We start from the raw sequence: 21,627 nt of genomic DNA on the forward strand, positions 1-21,627 counted from the left end.
AGAATTCTTTCCCCCTGCAACCCCCCCTGAAGCGATTTTTTAAAAAATTCGTTCAACTGATGGATAAATCGGCAGGTTGATTACTTTAACGCCGATTCACCCCGTTTTCACCTTAAAGTTGAATAAAATGCTCACGATAGTAGGCCAGCTCCGCCACCGACTCGCGAATATCATCCATCGCCTGGTGAGTGCCCTGCTTTTTAAAGCCCGGCAGAATTTCCGGCTTCCAGCGACGCGCCAGCTCTTTCAGCGTGCTCACGTCCAGATAGCGGTAGTGGAAGTAGGCCTCCAGCTCCGGCATGTATTTAAACAGGAAGCGACGGTCCTGACCGATGCTGTTGCCGCAGATGGGCGATTTGCCCGCCGGAACCCACTGCTTGAGGAACTCCAGCGTCGCCAGTTCGGCTTCACGGTCGCCCATAGTGCTAGCCTTCACGCGATCCACCAGGCCGCTGCCGGTATGGGTACGCACGTTCCAGTCATCCATCAGCGCCAGTTGAGCATCAGACTGATGGACAGCGATGGTTGGCCCTTCCGCCAGGATATTGAGCTGCGCGTCGGTCACCAGCGTAGCGATTTCAATAATGCGATCGCGCTCGGGATCCAGGCCAGTCATCTCCAGATCGATCCAAATCAGGTTGTTTTCATCTGCACTCATGCTATTTTCCACCCTTCTTGTCATACCTGCCGCGGTAGGTTAACTAGTATTAATTAGCGTGTATCATAGAGGTTTTGCCCGATATGGGCGACCAGGAGTCAGCACGATTGAGTAAAAATAAACTCTCCAAAGGTCAGCAGCGCCGCGTTAAGGCTAACCACCAGCGCCGCCTGACAACAGCCGCGGAGAAGCCCGATTACGACGATAATCTGTTTGGCGAAGCCGCCGAAGGCATCGTCATCAGCCGCTTTGGGATGCACGCCGACGTGGAGTCCGCCGATGGCGAAACCCACCGCTGCAACATCCGCCGCACTATCCGTTCGCTGGTCACCGGTGACCGCGTCGTCTGGCGTCCGGGGAAAGCCGCTGCTGAAGGCGTCAACGTAAAAGGGATCGTCGAAGCGGTTCACGAGCGTACTTCGGTACTCACCCGCCCGGACTTTTACGACGGCGTGAAGCCGATCGCCGCCAATATCAATCAGATCGTCATCGTCTCCGCCATTTTGCCGGAGCTGTCGCTGAATATTATCGACCGTTATCTGGTGGCCTGCGAAACACTCAACGTCGAGCCGCTGCTGGTGCTGAACAAAATCGACCTGCTGGACGATGAAGGCATGGCGTTCGTCAACGAGCAGATGGATATCTACCGCAAGATTGGCTATACCGTTCTGATGGCGTCCAGCCATACTCAGGATGGCCTGAAACCGTTGGAAGAAGCGCTGACTAACCGCATCAGTATTTTTGCCGGGCAGTCTGGCGTCGGAAAATCGAGCCTGCTGAACGCTCTGCTGGGGCTGAACGACGACCGCATTCTGACCAACGACGTATCCGACGTCTCAGGTCTGGGCCAGCACACCACCACCGCGGCGCGCCTGTATCACTTCCCGCACGGCGGCGACGTGATTGACTCCCCCGGCGTACGTGAATTTGGCCTGTGGCACCTCGATCCGGAACAAATCACCAACGGGTTTGTCGAATTCCATGACTATCTCGGCCACTGTAAATACCGCGACTGTAAACACGACACCGACCCAGGCTGCGCCATCCGCGAAGCCGTAGAGGAAGGGAAGATCGCCGAGACGCGTTTTGAAAATTATCACCGCATTCTGGAAACCATGGCGCAGGTAAAAACGCGTAAAAACTTTTCAGACATCGATAATTGAGAACTATGATTTTGCCGACTGACATTTGCGTCAACTCTCGCTAGAATCGGCCGCTTTTCTTTAAAGATCCAACGCCTGGCGTTGGATCAGGATCGACACATAATGGCCTGGAGGCTACCTTGTTAAACTCGTTTAAACTTTCACTGCAATACATTCTGCCTAAACTGTGGCTTACGCGTCTCGCAGGCTGGGGTGCGAGCAAACGAGCGGGATGGCTGACCAAACTGGTTATCGATCTGTTCGTGAAGTTCTACAAGGTCGATATGAAAGAGGCGCAGAAGCCGGATACCGCCAGCTACCGCACCTTTAACGATTTCTTCGTTCGTCCGCTGCGTGAAGACGTCCGCACGGTCAACACCGACCCAAGCGTACTGGTGATGCCCGCCGACGGCGCGATCAGCCAGCTTGGCGCCATTGAAGACGACAAAATTTTGCAGGCGAAGGGCCACAACTATTCGCTGGAAGCGCTGCTGGCCGGCAACTACATCATGGCCGACCTGTTCCGCAACGGCACCTTTGCCACCACCTATCTGTCGCCGCGCGACTATCACCGCGTCCACATGCCGTGCAACGGTATCCTGCGCGAAATGATCTACGTGCCGGGCGATCTGTTCTCCGTCAACCACCTGACCGCGCAGAACGTACCGAACCTGTTTGCGCGTAACGAGCGCGTTATCTGCCTGTTCGATACCGAATTCGGCCCGATGGCCCAGATTCTGGTGGGTGCGACCATCGTTGGCAGCATCGAAACCGTGTGGGCCGGCACCGTCACCCCGCCGCGCGAAGGCATCATCAAACGCTGGACCTACCCGGCGGGCGATCAGGAAGGCTCCGTTGCGCTGCTGAAGGGCCAGGAAATGGGCCGCTTTAAGCTGGGCTCAACGGTCATCAACCTGTTTGCGCCGGGCAAAGTGACGCTGGTTGAGCATCTGCAAAACCTCTCCGTCACCCGTTTGGGCGAGCCGCTGGCCGTCTCTACCGAAGCGGTAGCCGAACCGGAAGCGGTTGTTGAAGCTGTTGCAGAAACCGTGGTAGAGCAGGACGTCGCCCCACAGGCTGACGACACGCAAGAAAAAAGCTAATAACCAAATAAGGGTCTGACGTGCGCCTGATTATCACTTTACTGATGGCCTGGTGCCTCAGCCAGGGGGCGTTCGCAGCGACCGCCCCCAACGCCCGGCAAATTGCCCAGGAATTAGAACAGGCGAAAGCGGCGAAGCCCGCTCAGCCTGATACCGTCGAGGCGCTGCAAAGCGCCCTCACCGCGCTGGAGGAGCAGAAAGGCTCGCTCGAACGTGCCGCGCAGTACCAGCAGGTTATCGACAACTTCCCCAAACTTTCCCAGACGCTGCGCAATCAGCTCAACAATCTGCGTGATGAACCACGTCAGGTGCCGGATGGCATGACCACCGACGCGCTGAACCAGGAGATTTTGCAGGTCAGCAGCCAGCTACTGGAAAAAAGTCGCCAGGCTCAGCAGGAGCAGGAACGCGCCCGCGATATTGCCGACTCCCTCAACCAGCTTCCGCAGCAGCAGACCGACGCCCGCCGCCAGCTCAACGACGTTGAACGCCGTATCGGCACCCAGACCGGCAATACGCCGCTGGCGCAGGCGCAAAATCTGAGCCTACAGGCCGACGCCAGCAAGCTGAAGGCGCTGGTTGATGAGCTGGAGCTGGCGCAGCTTTCCGCCAATAACCGCCAGGAACTGGCGCGCATGCGTTCAGAGCTGGCGCAAAAGCAGGGCGAACAGCTCGACGCCTACCTGCAAGCTTTACGCAATCAGCTTAACAGTCAGCGCCAGCGCGAAGCGGAACGCGCACTGGAAAGCACCGAATTGCTGGCGGAAAACAGCGAAAACCTGCCGGCCAGTATCGTGGAACAGTTCAGAATCAACCGTGAGCTTTCCCAGGCGTTAAACCAGCAGGCGCAGCGCATGGATCTGGTCGCTTCCCAGCAGCGGCAGGCGGCTAACCAGACGCTGCAGGTACGCCAGGCGCTGAACACCCTGCGCGAACAGTCGCAGTGGCTCGGTTCCTCCAATCTGCTGGGCGAAGCCCTGCGCGCGCAGGTTGCACGTCTGCCGGAGATGCCGAAGCCACAGCAGCTCGATACCGAGATGGCGCAGCTGCGCGTTCACCGCTTACGTTATGAAGATCTGCTCAATAAGCAGCCGCAGCTGCGACAAATTCGCCAGGCTGACGGCCAGCCGTTGACCAGCGAAGAAAATCGCATTCTGGAAGCCCAGCTGCGCACCCAGCGCGAGTTGCTGAACTCGCTGCTGCAGGGCGGCGACACGCTGATCCTCGAACTGACCAAGCTGAAAGTCTCCAACAGCCAGTTGGAAGACGCGCTCAAAGAGGTGAACGAAGCCACTCACCGCTATCTGTTCTGGACCTCCGACGTGCGGCCTATCGACTTCAGCTGGCCGATTGAAATTGTGCAGGACCTGCGCCGGCTGATTTCGCTCGACACCTTCAGCCAGCTCGGCAAGGCCACCATGATGATGCTCACCAGCCGTCAGACGCTGTTCCCGCTCTTCGGAGCGCTGCTGTTGGTGGGCTTCAGCATCAGCTCCCGTAAACACTTCACGCGCTTCCTGGAGCGTTCCAGCGCCCGCGTCGGCAAAGTCACCCAGGACCACTTCTGGCTGACCATGCGCACGGTGTTCTGGTCGATTCTGGTGGCATCGCCGCTGCCGGTGCTGTGGGCAACGCTGGGCTATGGTCTGCAGGAGGCGTGGCCCTACCCGCTTGCCGTGGCGATAGGCGACGGCGTCACCGCCACCGTGCCGCTCCTGTGGGTGGTGATGATTTGCGCCGCCTTCGCCCGTACCAACGGCCTGTTTATTGTTCACTTTGGCTGGCCGCAGCTCCGCGTGGCGCGCGCCATGCGCTATTACCTGATGAGCATCGGGCTTATCGTGCCGCTGATTATGGCGCTGATCATGTTCGATAATCTCAACGACCGTGAGTTCTCCGCATCGCTCGGTAGACTGTGCTTTATCCTGATCTGCGGCGCGCTAGCGGTGGTCACGCTCAGCCTGAAGCGCGCCGGAATTCCGCTCTATCTCGACAAAGAAGGCAACGGTGAAAACCGCATCAACCTGCTGCTGTGGAACCTGATGACCGGCGCGCCGCTGATCGCCATTTTCGCCGCCGCCGTGGGCTACCTCGCCACCGCGCAGGCTCTGCTGGCGCGCCTGGAGACCTCGGTAGCCATCTGGTTCCTGCTGCTGGTGATTTACCACGTCATCCGCCGCTGGATGCTGATCCAACGCCGCCGTCTGGCCTTTGACCGTGCTAAACACAAGCGTGCCGAAATGCTGGCGCACCGCGCCCGCGGCGAGGAAGAAACGCATGCCACCAGCCTGGAAGGGTCTGCCGAGCAGGAGGTGAGCGAAGTGAACCTCGATACCATCAGCGAGCAGTCGCTGCGTCTGGTACGCTCCATTCTGATGCTGATCGCGCTGGTGTCGGTGATCATCCTGTGGTCGGAAATCCACTCGGCGTTTGGCTTCCTCGAAAACATCTCCCTGTGGGACGTGACCTCAACGGTGCAAGGCGTGGAGAGCATTGAACCGATTACCCTCGGCGCCGTGCTCATCGCCATTCTGGTGCTGATTATCACCACCCAACTGGTGCGTAACCTCCCCGCGCTGCTGGAACTGGCGATTCTGCAGCACCTGTCGCTGACACCGGGCACCGGCTATGCCATTACCACCATCACCAAATATCTGCTGCTGCTGATAGGCGGGCTGGTTGGGTTCTCGATGATTGGCATTGAGTGGTCGAAGCTGCAGTGGCTGGTCGCCGCACTCGGTGTCGGTCTCGGCTTTGGCTTACAGGAGATTTTCGCCAACTTTATCTCCGGCCTGATCATCCTGTTTGAGAAGCCGATTCGTATTGGCGATACGGTCACCATTCGCGACCTGACCGGCAGCGTGACCAAAATCAACACCCGCGCCACCACCATCAGCGACTGGGACCGCAAAGAGATTATCGTGCCGAACAAGGCCTTTATCACCGAGCAGTTCATCAACTGGTCGCTGTCGGATTCGGTGACCCGCGTGGTGCTGAGTATTCCGGCCCCGTCGGATGCCAACAGCGAAGAGGTGGCACAAATCCTGTTAACCGCCGCGCACCGCTGCTCGCTGGTGATTGACACACCTGCGCCGGAAGCATTCCTTGTGGATTTACAGCAAGGGATTCAGATTTTCGAGCTGCGTATCTACGCCGCCGAGATGGGCCACCGTATGCCGCTGCGCCACGAGCTGCACCAGCTGATTCTGGCGGGCTTCCGCGAGCACGGTATTGATATGCCGTTCCCACCGTTCCAGATGCGTCTGGAAAGTTTGAACGGTAAGAAATCCGCCACTACGCTGACCTCAACGGGCCGCGCCAGCCGCACGCCAGGCAGCCTGTAACAAAGGGGCTCGGTGCGCACCCTCTCCCTTGCAAAGGGAGAGGGCTGGGGTGAGGGTTTAGCTCTATGCCAGAATGCCTCTCCCCAGCACCGTTAGATGCTGATTGTTTATTGAGTGCTCTTTCTGACTTTTCCTGTGCTGCCTCTCACCACCAGCGTCACCGGTAGCATCTCATCCGCCGCCGTGGCCTCTTCCAACAGCAGCCCTACCGCCCGGTAGCCCAACTGATGTTTATCTACCGCGATGGTAGTTAGCGCCGGACGGCTCCAGGCGGCGGGCTCAATATCGTCAAAGCCGACAATCGCAATATCCTGCGGTACACGGAACCCGCGCTGTTCGCAGATATTCATCGCGGCAATCGCTGTCACGTCGTTGTAGGCAAAAATGGCGTCCGGCGGCTCCGTCAGCGACAGTAGCTCATTCATCGCCGCGATCAGCGACTGGCTGGTATCCACCAGCGGCGAGGCGATCACTTCATACTCCGGCGGCATTATCATTTGCGACTCGTACAGCGCCTGACGGTAACCCTTCTCACGCTGGCGAATACTGTAGTGCGTGGCCGTGCTGGCGAGGAAAGCAATCCTCCTGCGGCCCGTGTCTATCAGGTGACGCGTCGCCAGATAACCACCACGCTGATTATCGACGTTAACGCACGGCAAGCCCGGCGCCCACAGATCAACCAGCACCATCGGCAGTTGGGTTTTCTGTACGGCCATAATCAGCGTACTTTCAAAGTAACCTGCGCAGATCAGCGCGTCGGGATGATGTAGCGCGATCTGCTCCTCAACGTTATCGCCGGGGCCGATCGACAGAAAGCTCATCGCGATCCCTTTTTCGCGGCAGTGATCTTCCACGCCCAGCAGCAGCAGCGAGTAAAACGGCAGCGCGCGGGCGATATCATGCTGACGATGGAGCAAAAACAGCACGCGTTTTACCTTATCGCCACGCAGACGGGAAAAGTCATACCCCATCTCCTGCGCCACCGCCATCACCCGCTGGCGGGTCTCCTCTTTAAGCCCCGGCTGCCCTTTTAGCGCCCGGGACACTGCAGCAACGGAAAGCCCGCACGCCTCGGCAATACTTCTGATCCTGACCGGCTTCGTCATGATACTCCCAAAAAGAAACAAATTTTTGTTCACTATAGTTTTATGCGCTTTTCACCGCAACGACCAATTTCCAGCCCCCCACGGCAACGCGCTGCCATGTATGGATAATGCCGCTATCTGCATGAAAAATATTGCTCAGATCGCGGCTAAACATGATCGTATTCACGCTTCGCCAACGGCTTTCTTTCCCTGAGTACGGGTTAATTTTTAAAGTAACAGCATCTTGTTTACTAAAAATGAGGTTTTATATGTTACTGGCAAAGGGTGTTAAGCAAGAGAACTACCTGCTCTCCAGCATCTGGTTTCTCTTTTTCTTCATCTGCTGGGGGGCCTGCTTCCCCTGGCTGTCGCTGTGGCTCACGGAAAAAATCGGCATTGATTCCACGGAAGTCGGCATGGTGTATACCTGCATCGCCATCGTGGCCGTGGTCTTCCAGCCGGTTTTCGGCATACTGGCCGACAAGCTCAATTTCCGTAAGCATCTGATGTGGATGCTGGCCGGTCTGATGATCGCCTTCGCTCCGTGGTGGATCTTCGTTTTCGCGCCGCTGCTGAAAATCAACATCATCGCCGGGGCCCTGGCGGGCGGCGCGTTTATCGGCCTGGCGTTTGGTTGCGGCTGCGGGATTTGCGAAGCGTGGATCGATAAAGTCTCGCGCCTCGAAGGCTTCGAATTTGGCCGCGCCAGAATGTGGGGCGGCATCGGCGCGGCGGTCGGAACGTTTATCTCCGGCAAGCTGTTTGCCATCAATCCCGATTATATCTTTATCATGGCCAGCTGCGCGGGGCTGGTGCTGGCGGTACTACTGTGCTTCTTCCGTCCTGGCCAGCAGGGCGGCATGGACGCGCTGAATCCACAGCGTCTGAAGATCGATCGCGGCGACGTGTTCGCCCTGCTGAAAACCCGCCGCTTCTGGTTCCTGGTGCTCTACATGGTGGGCGTCGGCGCGGTGTATGAAACCTACGACCAGCAGTTTGCCGTTTACTACAGCAGCTTCTTCGAAACCCGTGAACGCGGCGCGGAAGTGTTTGGCTACCTCTACACGGTGCAAATCTTCCTTGACGCACTGACCATGTTCTTCGCCCCGGCGATCGTCAACCGCATCGGGCCGAAGAACGCCCTGCTCTACTGCGGCTTTATTATGGCGTTCCGCATTATCGGCAGCGCGATGGCCACTGGCCCGATCCTGATATCCACCATGAAGCTGCTGCACGGCTTTGAAAGTTCAATTCTGATTATCGCCACGCTGAAATACATCTCAGCCAACTTCGACTGGCGGCTCTCCGCCACCGTCTACCTGATTGGCTTCCAGTTCGCCAAACAGTTCAGCCAGATTTTTATGAGCACTGCCATCGGCAACATGTACGACGTGATGGGTTTTAAAGAGTCCTACACCATCCTTGGCGCCATCGCCCTGTGCTTCACCGTTATTTCCGTCTTTACGCTTTCAGGCAACCGGGTACTGCAACCCGCGCCTGCGGCTTAACTCTGTCATTCAGGAGTCGCTATGTCAGCCTTATTTACCGTGATTGAAAACGGCATCACCATGGTCTTTGATTTACAAGAGCGGGCGCGCCTGCTGCACTTTTCCGCCCTACCGTTCGATGCTGAAACCCTCGGACACAACGCCGATGAACTGTCGCGTTTTAACCTGGTGGAGGTAAACATCTCCGGCCTTGATAAGCCGCTGGAGCGCCACGGCGCGGGCTTCACCGCCACCGCGCCTGGCTATACGCTTCGCTATCGCCAGCATCAAGATACCCGCAACGCCGATGGCCGCAAGCTGGTATTTACGCTGTTCGATAGGAATACCGCCGCCGAGGTAGAAGTACACTATCAGTTTTATACCCGGCTCTCACTGCTGCGAAGCTGGAGCGTCATCCGCAACCAGGGGAATGCGCCGTTTACCGTTGAGTACCTCTCCAGCTTTGTGATTAACGGCATCGAGAAAGAGAGCGCCAAAAACTGGGGCGACAATTTTAGCCTGCACATTCCCCACAACAGCTGGACCCGCGAGCTACAGTGGCGGCAATATACCTTCGACGAACTGGGCTTTATGCCATGCATCCAGAAGGGACTGCAGCGCTCATCCAAGCCGTTGCACTACACCAACACCGGAGCGTGGTCGAGCAAAGAGTACCTGCCGATGGGCTATCTGGAAGATAAACACACTGGCGCAGGCCTGTTCTGGCAGATTGAGCACAACGGCTCCTGGCACTGGGAGATTGGCGATCAGGCCAACCATCTGTACCTGCAAATCGGCGGACCGAACGAGTTTTACCATCACTGGTTTAAACACCTACAGCCGGGCGATGAGTTCAGCTCGGTGCCGGTGGCGGTTGGCGTGACTAAATCGGGCTTTACCGACGCCATCGCGACCCTCACGCAGTACCGCCGCCGCACCCGTCGCGTTAACGACGATAACCAACGGCTGGGCGTCATCTTTAACGACTATATGAACTGCCTGTTCGGCGACCCCACCACCGCGAAATTGCTGCCGCTTATCGATGCCGCCGCCGAGGCGGGCGCGGAATACTTCTGCATCGACTGCGGCTGGTATGACAAAGGCGAATGGTGGAACGGCGTGGGTCAGTGGCAACCGAGCGCCGAGCGTTTCCCGGAAGGCATTCAGTACGTGATTGGCTACATCCGCGAGAAGGGATTGATCCCCGGTCTGTGGCTGGAGCTGGAGGTGATGGGCGTGAAGTCGCCGAAGCTGGCGGAAACCGACGACAGCTGGTTCTTTATGCGCCACGGTAAGAGAGTGTTTGACCGCAGCCGCTACCAGCTGGACTTCACCAGTCCGGCGGTACTGCGCCACGCCGACGAGGTTATTGACCGTCTGGTCACCGAATACGGCGTGGGCTACATCAAAATGGATTACAACATCGAACCGGGGATCGGTACCGAGCAACACGCCGACAGCGCCGGTGACGGCCTGCTTAAACACAACCGCGCGTATCTGGCGTGGCTCGATGCGGTCTTCGCCCGTTATCCGCAGCTGATTATTGAAAACTGTGGCAGCGGCGGTCTGCGCATGGACTACGCGATGCTGAGCCGCTGCTCGATTCAGTCCACCAGCGATCAGGAAGATTATCTCAAGTACGCCACCATTGCCGCCAACGCGCCAACGGCGGTGACACCTGAACAGGCCGCCATCTGGTCCTATCCGCTACGCGACGATGATGAGCAGGCGGTGATCTTTAACCAGGTGTCGGCGATGCTGCTGCGCATACACCAGAGCGGCCATCTGGCGGAGCTGTCCGGGCAAGGATTCCGTCAGGTACAGGATGCGATTCGCTACTACAAGACCCTACGCCAGCAGCTAAAAACGGCGCTGCCGTTCTGGCCGCTGGGGCTATCGAGCTTCACCGACGAGTGGGTAGCGCTGGGGATGCAGGCCGAGGATGGAAAAGTGTGGCTGGCGGTGTGGCGACGAGAAGGCGATCAGGCGAGCTGTGAACTCCCACTGACCGGGCTGAAAGGTAAGATAGTTCAGGGATATCCATCCACCGTGCAACACGCAACGGCCTGGGACAATGACGTATTAACGGTCACGATGCCGCCACGTTCGGCGGCGATTTTTGAGATTAGGCGTTAACAAACTGCCGGGTGGCGCTGCGCTTACCCGGCCTACCATTGCATCGTAGGCCCGATAAGCGTAGCGCCATCGGGCACTATTCCGTCGCCAGACTCGGCTGAACGTTGACGCGGCGATGATAGTTTTCATAAATCGCCATCGCCAGCAGCGAGAAGAAGATTGGCCCGCCGATCATCCACAGCGCGCTGCTCCAGTCTCCCGCCTCAATCACCGGCTGAATAACGGTAAAGATGTTGGCAAACGTCACCACCAGCACCACCACACTCGTCGCCAGCACGGTCGACATTTTGGTTTTGAAAATCACGAATGGGCGTTCAAGGCCTGCTTGCGCTTTAAAGAACGGGAAGGCCAGCGCGAGGAACAGGTACGGCAAAGTCATCGACACGTTCGCCATCAGCGTCAGTTTGTTGTAGAACGCCGATGCGGTATCGCCGCCAAACGACACCAGCAGGATAAACAGACTCACCAGCACGCACTGCATCCACATTGCTGTCGACGGCATGCCGTTTTCATTCAGCCGCGTCATGGAAGCGGGCCACAGCGCCTTCGGCGTGCCCTGAATAATCGCCTTCAGCGGCGAATAGCTGAGGGTAAAGAATGCGCCAGTATAGGCGAGGAACATCGACAACCCGGTAATACGCGCAAACCACACGCCGACACTTGCCGCCGCTTCCGGCGACAGGTGCAGCGCGTTGCCCAGTGTGGAACCGAGGCTGGTCATCAGCACGTAGGTAATATTGCCAAGGTTAACCGAACGGTCGCTGAGAATTTGCTGCCAGTTAGTGCTCACGCCCCACAGGAAAATCGCCAGTGAATAACCGATAGAAATAACAATTGCAGCGAATACAATCCCTTTGGCGAAGTTCTTTTCCGGCTTATCGGTTTTATCCACCAGACCGCCCACCGCTTCAATACCGCCGTAGGCAAAGATGGCGAAGACCACAAACGATAATACCGCCAGGCCAGATTGATAACCTGGGTTTGGTGAAGCGGTGAAATTAATCGGCTGGGCAAAGTGACCGCCGTTTAATAACAAAATCGCAATACTGACTAACAATAAAACTAAATTAAGACACATCACGGCGATACCGCCGACGGCGGTAATACGGGCGATTTTATTAATCCCTTTCGCCGCTACGGTGGTGACCAGTACCATCCAGATGACGGCCAGCAGGCCCACGACCTGGGTCGATTGCAGCCCCGCAACGCCCCAGTGCTGGGTCATATCCGAACCAAACAGGAACGTTGAAAACGGCACCCACACTTTCGCGGAAGTGCTGACCATCCAGATAACGTAAGACGAGAACCACATAAAGGTGCCAATAAACGCATAGCGTGGGCCTACGCTGTTATTCATCCAGGAATAGATCCCGCCCTCTTCTTTGCGGTAGGCCGATCCCATCTCAGCCATCATTAAAGCAAATGGAATAAAAAATAATAATGCTGAAAATATATACCAGGTGATGGCGCTATATCCCATCAGGTAAAACGCGGATGGACTATTGGCAAAACCAAAAACAGACGTAAATATCATTAGGATGAGACCGATCAGGCTCATCTTTTTTATTGATGGGGTCATTTGACCCTCCCTTAACTCTGGATCGTTTTTTTACACGTCGACAGGGCTACGCGCTGCAAACTTGTCAGAAACAAGGCAGTGGGGAATCGACGCGAGAATGTGCTGGCCGGATGATAGCAAATAACCAGAACTTTCTTGTGACCATAAAAGGGATTTAGGGATGATATGACTAGAAAATGGCGCATAAAGCGCCATTTTATTTTGTGAAAGAGAACGTTATCGAACTTATGCCCGATCCACGCTAAACGCCAGCACCTCAGACAGGGTCTCGACACCCAGCGCCAGCATAATCAGGCGATCGACGCCCAACGCTACGCCAGAGCAGTCCGGCAGACCGGCTGCCAGCGCGTCCAGCAGGTTTTGATCGATCGGCTGCTGCGGCAGACCACGCGCGGCGCGTTTGCGGTTATCCTGCTCGAAACGCTGCTGCTGTTCGCGCGCGTCGGTCAGCTCGTGGAAACCATTCGCCAGCTCCATCCCTTTAAAGTACACCTCGAAGCGCTCAGCGACGCGGTGATCTTCAGCGCTAATCTGCGCCAGCGATGCCTGGCTTGCCGGGAAGTGATAAACGAACGTCGGGCGATCTTTACCAATGTGCGGTTCAACGCCGAAGGCAAACAGCAGTTGCAGTAACGTATCGCGATCTTCTTCGTTATCTGCGACGTTGCTGAGGTCGAGCTTCGCCGCCACTTCGCGCAGCAAGGTTTTATCGGCCGACAGCGGGTCAATTTCCAGATGGCGCTGGAACGCCTGCTGATAAGAAAGACTTTCCGCCGGTTGACACTCCAGCACCTGCTGCAGCAGATCGTCCACTTCGTTGATCAGGCGATACATATCGAAGTGTGGGCGATACCACTCCAGCATGGTGAATTCCGGGTTATGGTGACGGCCCATCTCTTCGTTACGAAAACTTCTGCACAGCTGAAATACCGGGCCACATCCCGCTGCCAACAGGCGCTTCATGTGGTACTCCGGGCTGGTCATCAGATAAAGGTTCATCCCCTGGGAATGACCCGGACCGACGAAACGCGTCTCAAACGGGACCAGATGTACGTCAGTCACCGTCGCCTGGCTCATGCATGGCGTCTCCACCTCCAGTACGCCGCGGTCAGCAAAGAAGCGACGGATTTCCGCCATCAACGCCGCGCGTTTTAACAGGTTAGGGATGGATGCGCTCGGCTGCCAGGTTGCCGTCTCGCTCATGGTTTTTTCTCCGATTTCAGACAAGGGCACGAAGTCTACCCGCAAGCGGCACATGACACAAATATTGCTCAGTAATTTCTCGCAGGGCAGAACAGAAGATTTCCTTAGGTAATTCCAGAACGTAATTCATCAGCTACAGTGATAAATAAAGCGCACATAACGACAAAAAAATCGAACACATCAAATTTCCCCATCAACCCGGCGGGTATACTGCTTTACCCATAAAGGAGCAGTGGAAACGTTTTTGCGCAGGCCACGTGATATCCCCCCACGTAGCGTGTTGTGAAATAACAATAATCTGGAGGAATGTCGTGCAAACCTTTCAAGCCGATCTTGCCATTATAGGCGCAGGCGGAGCGGGACTACGTGCTGCCATCGCAGCCGCTCAGGCCAACCCGCAAGCCAAAATTGCTTTGATCTCAAAAGTTTACCCTATGCGCAGCCACACTGTGGCCGCAGAAGGCGGTTCCGCCGCCGTCGCACAGGACCATGATAGCTTCGAGTACCATTTTCACGACACCGTCGCCGGCGGCGACTGGCTTTGCGAACAGGACGTCGTCGATTACTTCGTCCATCACTGCCCAACTGAAATGACCCAGCTAGAACAGTGGGGTTGCCCGTGGAGCCGCCGTCCTGATGGCAGCGTTAACGTCCGTCGCTTCGGCGGAATGAAGATTGAACGCACCTGGTTCGCCGCCGATAAAACCGGCTTCCACATGCTGCACACCCTGTTCCAGACCTCCTTACAGTTCCCGCAAATCCAGCGTTTTGATGAACACTTCGTCCTCGACATTCTGGTCGACGACGGTCAGGCCCGTGGCCTGGTGGCGATGAACATGATGGAAGGCACGCTGGTGCAGATTCGCGCCAACGCGGTGGTCATGGCGACCGGCGGCGCGGGCCGCGTGTATCGCTATAACACCAACGGCGGCATCGTTACCGGCGACGGCATGGGTATGGCGTTAAGCCACGGCGTCCCGCTGCGCGACATGGAATTCGTTCAGTATCACCCGACGGGTCTGCCGGGTTCCGGCATTCTGATGACGGAAGGCTGCCGCGGTGAAGGCGGTATTCTGGTCAACAAAAACGGCTACCGCTATCTGCAGGACTACGGCATGGGCCCGGAAACCCCGCTCGGCGAGCCGAAGAACAAATATATGGAGCTGGGTCCGCGCGACAAAGTGTCCCAGGCCTTCTGGCACGAATGGCGCAAAGGCAACACCATTCCGACGCCGCGCGGCGACGTGGTCTACCTCGACCTGCGCCACCTCGGCGAGAAAAAGCTGCTGGAGCGTCTGCCGTTTATCTGCGAGCTGGCGAAAGCCTACGTGGGCGTCGACCCAGTGAAAGAGCCGATTCCGGTGCGCCCGACCGCACACTACACCATGGGCGGCATCGAAACCGACCAGCAGTGCGAAACCCGCATTAAAGGGCTGTTTGCCGTCGGCGAATGTTCCTCCGTGGGCCTGCACGGCGCTAACCGCCTCGGTTCCAACTCGCTGGCGGAACTGGTGGTCTTTGGCCGCATGGCCGGCGAACAGGCGATGGCCCGCGCGGCCACAGCCGGTGAAGCCAACGGCAGCGCGCTGGACGCGCAGGTCAGCGACATCGAAAACCGTCTGAAAGCGCTGGTGAACCAGGAAGGCAACGAAAACTGGTCGAAAATCCGCGATGAAATGGGCCTGTCGATGGAAGAAGGCTGCGGCATCTACCGTACGCCAGAGCTGATGCAGAAAACCATCGATAAACTGGCTGAACTGCAGGAGCGCTTCAAACGCGTACGCATTACCGACACCTCCAGCGTCTTCAACACCGACCTGCTCTACACCATTGAGCTGGGCCACGGTCTGAACGTCGCAGAATGTATGGCGCACTCGGCCATGGCGCGTAAAGAGTCGCGCGGCGCGCACCAGCGTCTGGATGAAGGCTGCACCGAACGTGATGACGTCAATTTCCTCAAGCATACCCTCGCCTTCCGCGACGCCGATGGCACCACCCGCCTCGACTACAGCGATGTGAAGATAACGACCCTGCCACCGGCAAAACGCGTGTATGGCGCGGAAGCTGAAGCGGCCGAGAAGAAGGAGACGGCGAATGGCTGAGATGCAGAATTTAAAAATTGAAATCGTGCGCTACAACCCGGAAGTGGACAGCGCGCCGCACAGCGCCTTCTATGAAGTGCCTTACGATGAGCAAACCTCACTGCTTGACGCGCTGGGCTACATCAAAGATAACCTCGCGCCTGACCTGAGCTATCGATGGTCCTGCCGCATGGCAATCTGCGGCTCCTGCGGCATGATGGTCAACAAGGTGCCGAAACTCGCCTGTAAGACGTTCCTGCGCGAATACCCGAAAGGCATGAAGGTAGAAGCGCTGGCCAACTTCCCGATTGAGCGCGATCTGGTGGTCGATATGACCCACTTTATCGAGAGTCTGGAGGCCATTAAGCCCTACATTATCGGCAACCCACGCACGCCGGAGCAGGGTCCCAATAAGCAAACCCCGGCACAGATGGCGAAATACCATCAGTTCTCCGGCTGCATCAACTGCGGTCTGTGTTACGCCGCCTGCCCGCAGTTTGGCCTGAACCCTGAGTTCATCGGCCCGGCGGCGATTACCCTGGCGCATCGCTACAACGAAGACAGTCGCGACCACGGTAAGAAGGAGCGTATGGCACAGTTGAACAGCCAGAATGGCGTGTGGACTTGTACCTTTGTCGGCTACTGCTCCGAAGTATGTCCGAAACACGTCGACCCGGCCGCCGCTATTCAGCAGGGAAAAGTGGAAAGCTCGAAAGACTTTCTTATCGCTACCCTGAAACCACGCTAAGGAGTGCATGATGACGACTAAACGCAAACCCTATGTACGGCCAATGCCGTCCACCTGGTGGAAAAAGCTGCCGTTTTATCGCTTCTATATGCTGCGTGAAGGCACGGCGGTGCCAACGGTGTGGTTCAGCATCGTGCTGATCTACGGCCTGTTTGCACTGAAGCACGGCGCGGAAAGCTGGGCAGGTTACGTCGGTTTTCTGCAAAACCCGATCGTCGTGGTGTTGAACCTGATCACCCTGGCCGCCGCGCTACTGCACACCAAAACCTGGTTCGAACTGGCGCCGAAAGCCGCCAATATCATCGTGAAAAGCGAAAAAATGGGGCCGGAGCCAATCATCAAAGGGCTTTGGGTGGTGACCGCGGTGGTCAGCGTGGTGATTCTGTTTATCGCCCTGTTCTGGTAAGGAGACTGGCATGATTAACCCTAATCCAAAACGTTCCGATGAACCGGTATTCTGGGGCCTGTTCGGCGCGGGCGGCATGTGGAGCGCAATCATCGCGCCGGTGATGGTGCTGTTGGTCGGCATCCTGTTGCCGCTGATGGCCTCCGGCGACGCGTTCAGCTACGAACGCGTACTGGGCTTCGCTCAGAGCCTGATTGGCCGCGCGTTTATCTTCCTGATGATCGTCCTGCCGCTGTGGTGCGGTTTACACCGTATTCACCACGCGATGCACGACCTGAAAATCCACGTGCCTAACGGCAAATGGGTGTTCTACGGTCTGGCAGCCATTCTGACGGTGGTGACGCTGGTCGGCGTGCTGTTTATTTAACCTAATTGGCGCTGTGCAAGGCCTGTAGGCCTGATAAGCGCAGCGCCATCAGGCGAATTGCTGGATGGCGGCTACGCCTTATCCGGCCTACAATGGCCGCCAAAACCTTAATGTGCGCTTATCTTTAAGCCAATAATCCCCACGACAATCAGCGCCAGGCTGGCGATACGCATCGGGCTGGCGGACTCGCCCAACAGCAGAATACCGGTAATCGCTGCGCCTACTGCGCCAATTCCCGTCCAGACCGCATAGGCCGTGCCCACTGGCAGGCTTTTCATCGCCCACGACAGCAGCGCCATACTAACGACCATCGCCACGATGGTAATAACGCTCGGCACCAGACGGCTAAAACCGTGAGTGTATTTCAGGCCAACGGCCCAGACCACTTCAAGAAGGCCGGCAATAAAGAGAATTAACCAGGACATGTTTGGCTCCATAACGATGGGGCCGTCCCCGGATGAGAGATACGCTTACAGGTCGTCCCGCAAGGTGTTAGAAAAAACACGGGCAGTATAGGACACGAAAAACGACGGTACAACAGCGTGTTGTACCGTCACTATAGATTTATTGCTGCGCCTTGGTTGCTGCCCCAGAAATCGCGCTACCACCGTCTGAAATATCTTCACCAATGCCTCGTGTCGTATTACAGGCGGTCAGGGCAGAGGAAAGAACCAGAACCGTAAAAAATGCTGCAATCGCTTTTTTCACCATAATGTCATCCTTAATAGCCAGTTTTCGTTATCTTGCTTCATAAGCATAGACAACTTCACCCAGCATGTTGGATTTGAGCGATTTTTTTCAGACTAAGACGAAGCGGCAAAACGATAAGGGGAATGGCTGGCGCAGCAGGGCTGCTGCGCCGAACGGATCAAAGCATGAATTACTTCACGCGGGATACGTATTCGCCGGAGCGGGTATCCACTTTGATCACTTCGCCAATCTGGACGAACAGCGGAACTTTAACCACTGCGCCAGTAGACAGGGTAGCCGGCTTGCCGCCAGTACCTGCGGTGTCGCCTTTCAGACCTGGATCGGTTTCAACGATTTCCAGTTCTACGAAGTTCGGCGGGGTCACTGCGATCGGCTGGCCGTTCCACAGGGTCACGATGCACTCAGCCTGGTCCAGCAGCCACTTCGCGTTGTCACCGATCGCTTTCGCGTCAGCGGACAGCTGTTCGAAGGTTTCGTTGTTCATGAAGTGCCAGAACTCACCGTCGTTGTACAGGTAAGTCAGGTTCATATCGATAACGTCTGCGCCTTCAGCGGAATCGGTAGATTTGAAGGTTTTCTCTACGCGGGTGCCGGTCAGCAGACGACGCAGCTTAACGCGCGCGAACGCCTGACCTTTACCTGGTTTAACGAATTCGCTGGCTTCAACCGCGTACGGTTCGCCGTCCATCATGATTTTAAGACCAGCACGGAAATCGTTGCTATAGTAAGTCGCCATAAGGCCCTCTGAAATTGTTAAATGGTAGCTAAGCCACAAAATGGCGCATATTGTAACCCTAAATACCCCATCCAGAGAAGATTGGTTGATGCAACTTGCCGATGTTCTCACCGATCCGGATGAACTATTCCGTCTTTTGAATATAGACGCCGATGAAAATTTGCTTGCTGGCCGTGAGGCTAAGCGTCTTTTCGCCCTGCGCGTCCCGCGTGCGTTCGTCGCACGCATGGAGAAAGGCAACCCGAACGATCCTCTTTTACGTCAGGTACTTACTGCACAAGAAGAGTTTGTTACCGCGCCGGGATTCTCCACCGATCCGCTGGAAGAACAGCACAGCGTGGTACCCGGTTTGCTGCACAAGTACCACAACCGCGCCCTGCTGCTGGTGAAAGGCGGCTGTGCGGTAAATTGTCGCTATTGTTTCCGTCGCCACTTCCCGTATGCCGAAAACCAGGGCAATAAGCGTAACTGGCAGGCGGCGCTGGACTACGTGAGCGCGCATCCTGAGCTCGACGAAATCATCTTCTCCGGCGGCGACCCGCTAATGGCGAAGGACCACGAGCTGGACTGGCTGCTCACTCACTTAGAGGCGATCCCGCATATTAAGCGTCTGCGCATTCACAGCCGGCTGCCAATCGTCATCCCGGCGCGCATTACCGACGCGCTGGTCGAACGTTTTGCACGCTCGTCATTGCAGATCTTGCTGGTGAATCATATCAACCACGCCAATGAAATCGACGCTGAGTTCCGCGCCGCCATGTCGCGCTTGCGCCGTATCGGCGTCACGCTGCTTAACCAGAGCGTACTGCTGCGTGGCGTGAACGATAACGCTCAAACGCTGGCAAATCTCAGTAACGCGCTGTTTGACGCCGGTGTGATGCCCTATTACCTGCACGTGTTGGATAAAGTGCAGGGCGCGGCGCATTTCCTCGTCAGCGATGACGAAGCACGAGAGATTATGCGGGAGCTGTTAACGCTGGTCTCCGGCTATATGGTGCCGAAGCTGGCGCGTGAGATTGGCGGAGAGCCAAGCAAGACGCCGCTGGATTTGCAGCTGCGCCAGCGGTAAGAGGATGGAGCCAACCCTCTCTTAGTGACTAAGAGAGGGTGTACAGCGCATCAGTTCGGGCACTTATAAACCTGGCCGTTCATTTCGCTGTCGGTAGGAACAAAGCTGGAGAGCATGCCTTGCGTCGGGCTGCTGACACCGTAAATCACGTTGCCGCCCATTTCGGCCGCATGGTTGCGCAGCGCGTTTGCCGCCCCGCGCATTGAACCGCCTTCTGCGCCCTGCTGGCCGGAAAGCCAGTTGCTCTGCGCGCCGTTAGCAGTACCCAGCAGCTGGCATTCTGCCCCCGGCTTATCTTCGACAAAGCGCACGCTCTGGCCGGCTGAGGTCAGCTCGGTGGTAGAGCTACAGCCCGCTAACAGCAATGCCGCGCCGACAATCCCTGCTAAAAATTTTACCTGCATGTTATTCCCCACAATCAATGAGCTGGACGCATGTCGTCCGTGTGTAAACCTTATACTAAAAAGATGACCAAAAGAAAAACCCCCGCGCATTTCTGCTACCGATATTGCACATCATTCGCCTCATCCCCCTAAACAAATTCTGATATTACTCCCCGGGATATCGTCTTTTCACACTCAATCGTCTTTAGTGTTGCTGGCGTACAACTTTTGTTCGCTACACAGCACAATCAAAAAGGAGACGATATGAGTAAAACATCCTCAGGAGAGAGGAACGTCAAATGGGTGGGTTATCTGGCTTTTTTTCTGACCATTATTTTCTTCTCCGGTTTTTTCGCCAAAAGCACAGAGTGGTGGCGGGTGTTTGATTTTACCGTACTGAACGGCAGTTTTGGCCAGGTTAACGCCGAAGGGCAAAACGCGCTGTCGTTCCGCGGCATCGGCGGCACTGGAGCCAAAGATGGCTTTTTATTCGCGCTGGAGCTGGCGCCCTCGGTGATTTTATCGCTTGGCATCATCGCGGTAACCGAAGGGCTTGGCGGGCTGCGCACCGCGCAGCAGCTAATGACGCCGATACTGCGACCGCTATTAGGCATTCCGGGCATTTGTTCGCTGGCACTGATCGCCAACCTGCAAAATACCGACGCCGCGGCGGGCATGACCAAAGAGCTCACCGATGAAGGGGCCATCAGCGATCGGGAGCGGGCGATTTTCGCCACTTTCCAGACCAGCGGTAGCGCCATCATCACTAACTATTTCTCCTCCGGCGCCGCCCTGTTTACGGTGGTGACCGTTCCTGTCATCACACCGCTAGCCGTGATTCTGGTGTTTAAGTTCATCGGCGCTAATTTCTTACGTCTGTGGATCGCGCAAATGGAAAACCGTCACAACCAGGAGGATAAAAATGATCGCCCAGCCGCGTAAGAATGTGATGGATATGTTTATCGACGGTGCCCGCCGCGGTTTTACCATCGCCACCACCAGCCTGTTACCCAACGTCGTGATGGCGTTTGTCATTATTCAGGCGCTGAAGGTCACCGGGTTACTGGATATTGTCGGCAAAGTGTGTGAGCCGATTATGGCGCTGTGGGGGCTTCCCGGCGAAGCAGCGACCGTTCTACTGGCGTCGGTAATGAGTATGGGCGGCGGCGTAGGCGTCTGCGCCAGCCTGGTGGCGGCCGGTACGCTCAGTGGTCACGATGCTACCGTCCTGCTGCCCGCCATCTACCTGATGGGCAACCCGGTGCAAAATACCGGCCGCTGTCTTGGCACCGCCGGCGTTAACCCTAAATACTATCCGCATATTATTGCCATCTGCGTCATCAACGCCCTGCTCTCTATGTGGGTGATGCAGCTTCTTTTCTAAGGGAA

At 56.6% G+C, this 21,627-nt stretch carries 20 protein-coding genes; 12 read left to right on the forward strand and 8 right to left on the reverse strand.

Translation table 11 applies throughout. The features are described from left to right. Positions 1 to 112: 112 nt before the first annotated feature. Entirely contained in the window at positions 113 to 658 is a 546-nt protein-coding gene (gene orn, locus K7B04_RS02815; protein ID WP_223803457.1) for an oligoribonuclease, read from the reverse strand. A gap of 107 nt (positions 659 to 765) precedes the next feature. On the opposite strand from orn, the gene rsgA reads away from it, so the two are divergent. From rsgA to mscM, 3 genes are all read left to right on the forward strand, one after another. Beyond that, complete coding sequence (rsgA, locus tag K7B04_RS02820) at positions 766 to 1,821, forward strand: small ribosomal subunit biogenesis GTPase RsgA (protein WP_191091013.1); 1,056 nt, start codon at positions 766 to 768, stop codon at positions 1,819 to 1,821. Positions 1,822 to 1,940: 119 nt separating this feature from the next. Then, positions 1,941 to 2,903, forward strand: a complete 963-nt coding sequence (asd, locus tag K7B04_RS02825) for an archaetidylserine decarboxylase (protein WP_167577065.1) — start codon at positions 1,941 to 1,943, stop codon at positions 2,901 to 2,903. 20 nt (positions 2,904 to 2,923) lie between these two features. Further along, positions 2,924 to 6,247, forward strand: coding sequence for a miniconductance mechanosensitive channel MscM (gene mscM / locus K7B04_RS02830; protein WP_163447358.1), 3,324 nt, complete (start codon positions 2,924 to 2,926; stop codon positions 6,245 to 6,247). A gap of 107 nt (positions 6,248 to 6,354) precedes the next feature. On the opposite strand, the gene K7B04_RS02835 is transcribed toward mscM, so the two are convergent. Further along, the gene (locus K7B04_RS02835) at positions 6,355 to 7,353 is read right to left on the reverse strand and encodes a LacI family DNA-binding transcriptional regulator (protein ID WP_167577067.1); all 999 of its coding nucleotides are present in this window, start codon (positions 7,351 to 7,353) and stop codon (positions 6,355 to 6,357) included. A gap of 248 nt (positions 7,354 to 7,601) precedes the next feature. On the opposite strand from K7B04_RS02835, the gene K7B04_RS02840 reads away from it, so the two are divergent. Next, on the forward strand, positions 7,602 to 8,840 hold the full coding sequence (locus K7B04_RS02840) for an oligosaccharide MFS transporter (protein ID WP_163447356.1): 1,239 nt from the start codon (positions 7,602 to 7,604) through the stop codon (positions 8,838 to 8,840). A gap of 21 nt (positions 8,841 to 8,861) precedes the next feature. Next, complete coding sequence (locus tag K7B04_RS02845) at positions 8,862 to 10,955, forward strand: glycoside hydrolase family 36 protein (protein WP_223803458.1); 2,094 nt, start codon at positions 8,862 to 8,864, stop codon at positions 10,953 to 10,955. Positions 10,956 to 11,031: 76 nt separating this feature from the next. Here K7B04_RS02845 and yjeM read toward each other — a convergent pair whose 3' ends face one another. Further along, positions 11,032 to 12,534 carry a glutamate/gamma-aminobutyrate family transporter YjeM gene (gene yjeM, locus K7B04_RS02850; RefSeq protein WP_163447354.1) on the reverse strand — a complete coding sequence of 501 codons (1,503 nt, stop codon included), beginning with the start codon at positions 12,532 to 12,534 and terminating at the stop codon, positions 11,032 to 11,034. Positions 12,535 to 12,759: 225 nt separating this feature from the next. Further along, the gene (epmA, locus tag K7B04_RS02855; RefSeq protein WP_065356629.1) at positions 12,760 to 13,737 is read right to left on the reverse strand and encodes an elongation factor P--(R)-beta-lysine ligase; all 978 of its coding nucleotides are present in this window, start codon (positions 13,735 to 13,737) and stop codon (positions 12,760 to 12,762) included. Between the two features lie 311 nt (positions 13,738 to 14,048). Here epmA and frdA point away from each other — a divergent pair, with 311 nt between their 5' ends. From frdA to frdD, 4 genes are read left to right on the forward strand one after another with little or no spacing between them, the layout of a single operon-like run. Next, on the forward strand, positions 14,049 to 15,839 hold the full coding sequence (frdA, locus tag K7B04_RS02860; RefSeq protein WP_163447353.1) for a fumarate reductase (quinol) flavoprotein subunit: 1,791 nt from the start codon (positions 14,049 to 14,051) through the stop codon (positions 15,837 to 15,839). After that, a complete protein-coding gene (locus tag K7B04_RS02865) occupies positions 15,832 to 16,566 on the forward strand; it encodes a succinate dehydrogenase/fumarate reductase iron-sulfur subunit (RefSeq protein WP_167577071.1) in 735 nt (244 codons plus the stop codon). The genes frdA and K7B04_RS02865 overlap by 8 nt, the downstream gene beginning before the upstream one ends. Before the next feature lie 10 nt (positions 16,567 to 16,576). Continuing rightward, positions 16,577 to 16,972, forward strand: coding sequence for a fumarate reductase subunit FrdC (frdC, locus tag K7B04_RS02870; protein ID WP_064546818.1), 396 nt, complete (start codon positions 16,577 to 16,579; stop codon positions 16,970 to 16,972). Between the two features lie 10 nt (positions 16,973 to 16,982). Then, positions 16,983 to 17,339, forward strand: a complete 357-nt coding sequence (gene frdD, locus K7B04_RS02875; RefSeq protein ID WP_064546815.1) for a fumarate reductase subunit FrdD — start codon at positions 16,983 to 16,985, stop codon at positions 17,337 to 17,339. 107 nt (positions 17,340 to 17,446) lie between these two features. On the opposite strand, the gene sugE is transcribed toward frdD, so the two are convergent. The 3 genes from sugE to efp form a co-directional block, all read right to left on the reverse strand. Beyond that, the gene (sugE, locus tag K7B04_RS02880; protein ID WP_167577072.1) at positions 17,447 to 17,764 is read right to left on the reverse strand and encodes a quaternary ammonium compound efflux SMR transporter SugE; all 318 of its coding nucleotides are present in this window, start codon (positions 17,762 to 17,764) and stop codon (positions 17,447 to 17,449) included. Positions 17,765 to 17,903: 139 nt separating this feature from the next. After that, entirely contained in the window at positions 17,904 to 18,050 is a 147-nt protein-coding gene (gene ecnB, locus K7B04_RS02885) for a lipoprotein toxin entericidin B (protein ID WP_035894229.1), read from the reverse strand. Positions 18,051 to 18,219: 169 nt separating this feature from the next. After that, positions 18,220 to 18,786 carry an elongation factor P gene (gene efp / locus K7B04_RS02890; protein WP_163447350.1) on the reverse strand — a complete coding sequence of 189 codons (567 nt, stop codon included), beginning with the start codon at positions 18,784 to 18,786 and terminating at the stop codon, positions 18,220 to 18,222. Positions 18,787 to 18,826: 40 nt separating this feature from the next. On the opposite strand from efp, the gene epmB reads away from it, so the two are divergent. Next, positions 18,827 to 19,855: an EF-P beta-lysylation protein EpmB gene (epmB, locus tag K7B04_RS02895; RefSeq protein ID WP_167577073.1), complete on the forward strand. Its 1,029-nt coding sequence runs from the start codon at positions 18,827 to 18,829 to the stop codon at positions 19,853 to 19,855. A gap of 50 nt (positions 19,856 to 19,905) precedes the next feature. On the opposite strand, the gene K7B04_RS02900 is transcribed toward epmB, so the two are convergent. After that, on the reverse strand, positions 19,906 to 20,259 hold the full coding sequence (locus tag K7B04_RS02900; RefSeq protein ID WP_163447348.1) for a DUF4156 domain-containing protein: 354 nt from the start codon (positions 20,257 to 20,259) through the stop codon (positions 19,906 to 19,908). A gap of 243 nt (positions 20,260 to 20,502) precedes the next feature. On the opposite strand from K7B04_RS02900, the gene K7B04_RS02905 reads away from it, so the two are divergent. Then, a complete protein-coding gene (locus K7B04_RS02905; RefSeq protein ID WP_223803459.1) occupies positions 20,503 to 21,180 on the forward strand; it encodes a nucleoside recognition domain-containing protein in 678 nt (225 codons plus the stop codon). Continuing rightward, positions 21,161 to 21,622, forward strand: coding sequence for a YjiG family protein (locus K7B04_RS02910; RefSeq protein ID WP_163447346.1), 462 nt, complete (start codon positions 21,161 to 21,163; stop codon positions 21,620 to 21,622). Before K7B04_RS02905 ends, K7B04_RS02910 begins: the two co-directional genes overlap by 20 nt. The last annotated feature ends 5 nt before the right edge of the window (positions 21,623 to 21,627 follow it).

The organism is Kluyvera sp. CRP (assembly GCF_019930565.1).
In the GTDB taxonomy this organism is placed as follows: Bacteria; Pseudomonadota; Gammaproteobacteria; order Enterobacterales; family Enterobacteriaceae; genus Kluyvera; species Kluyvera georgiana_A.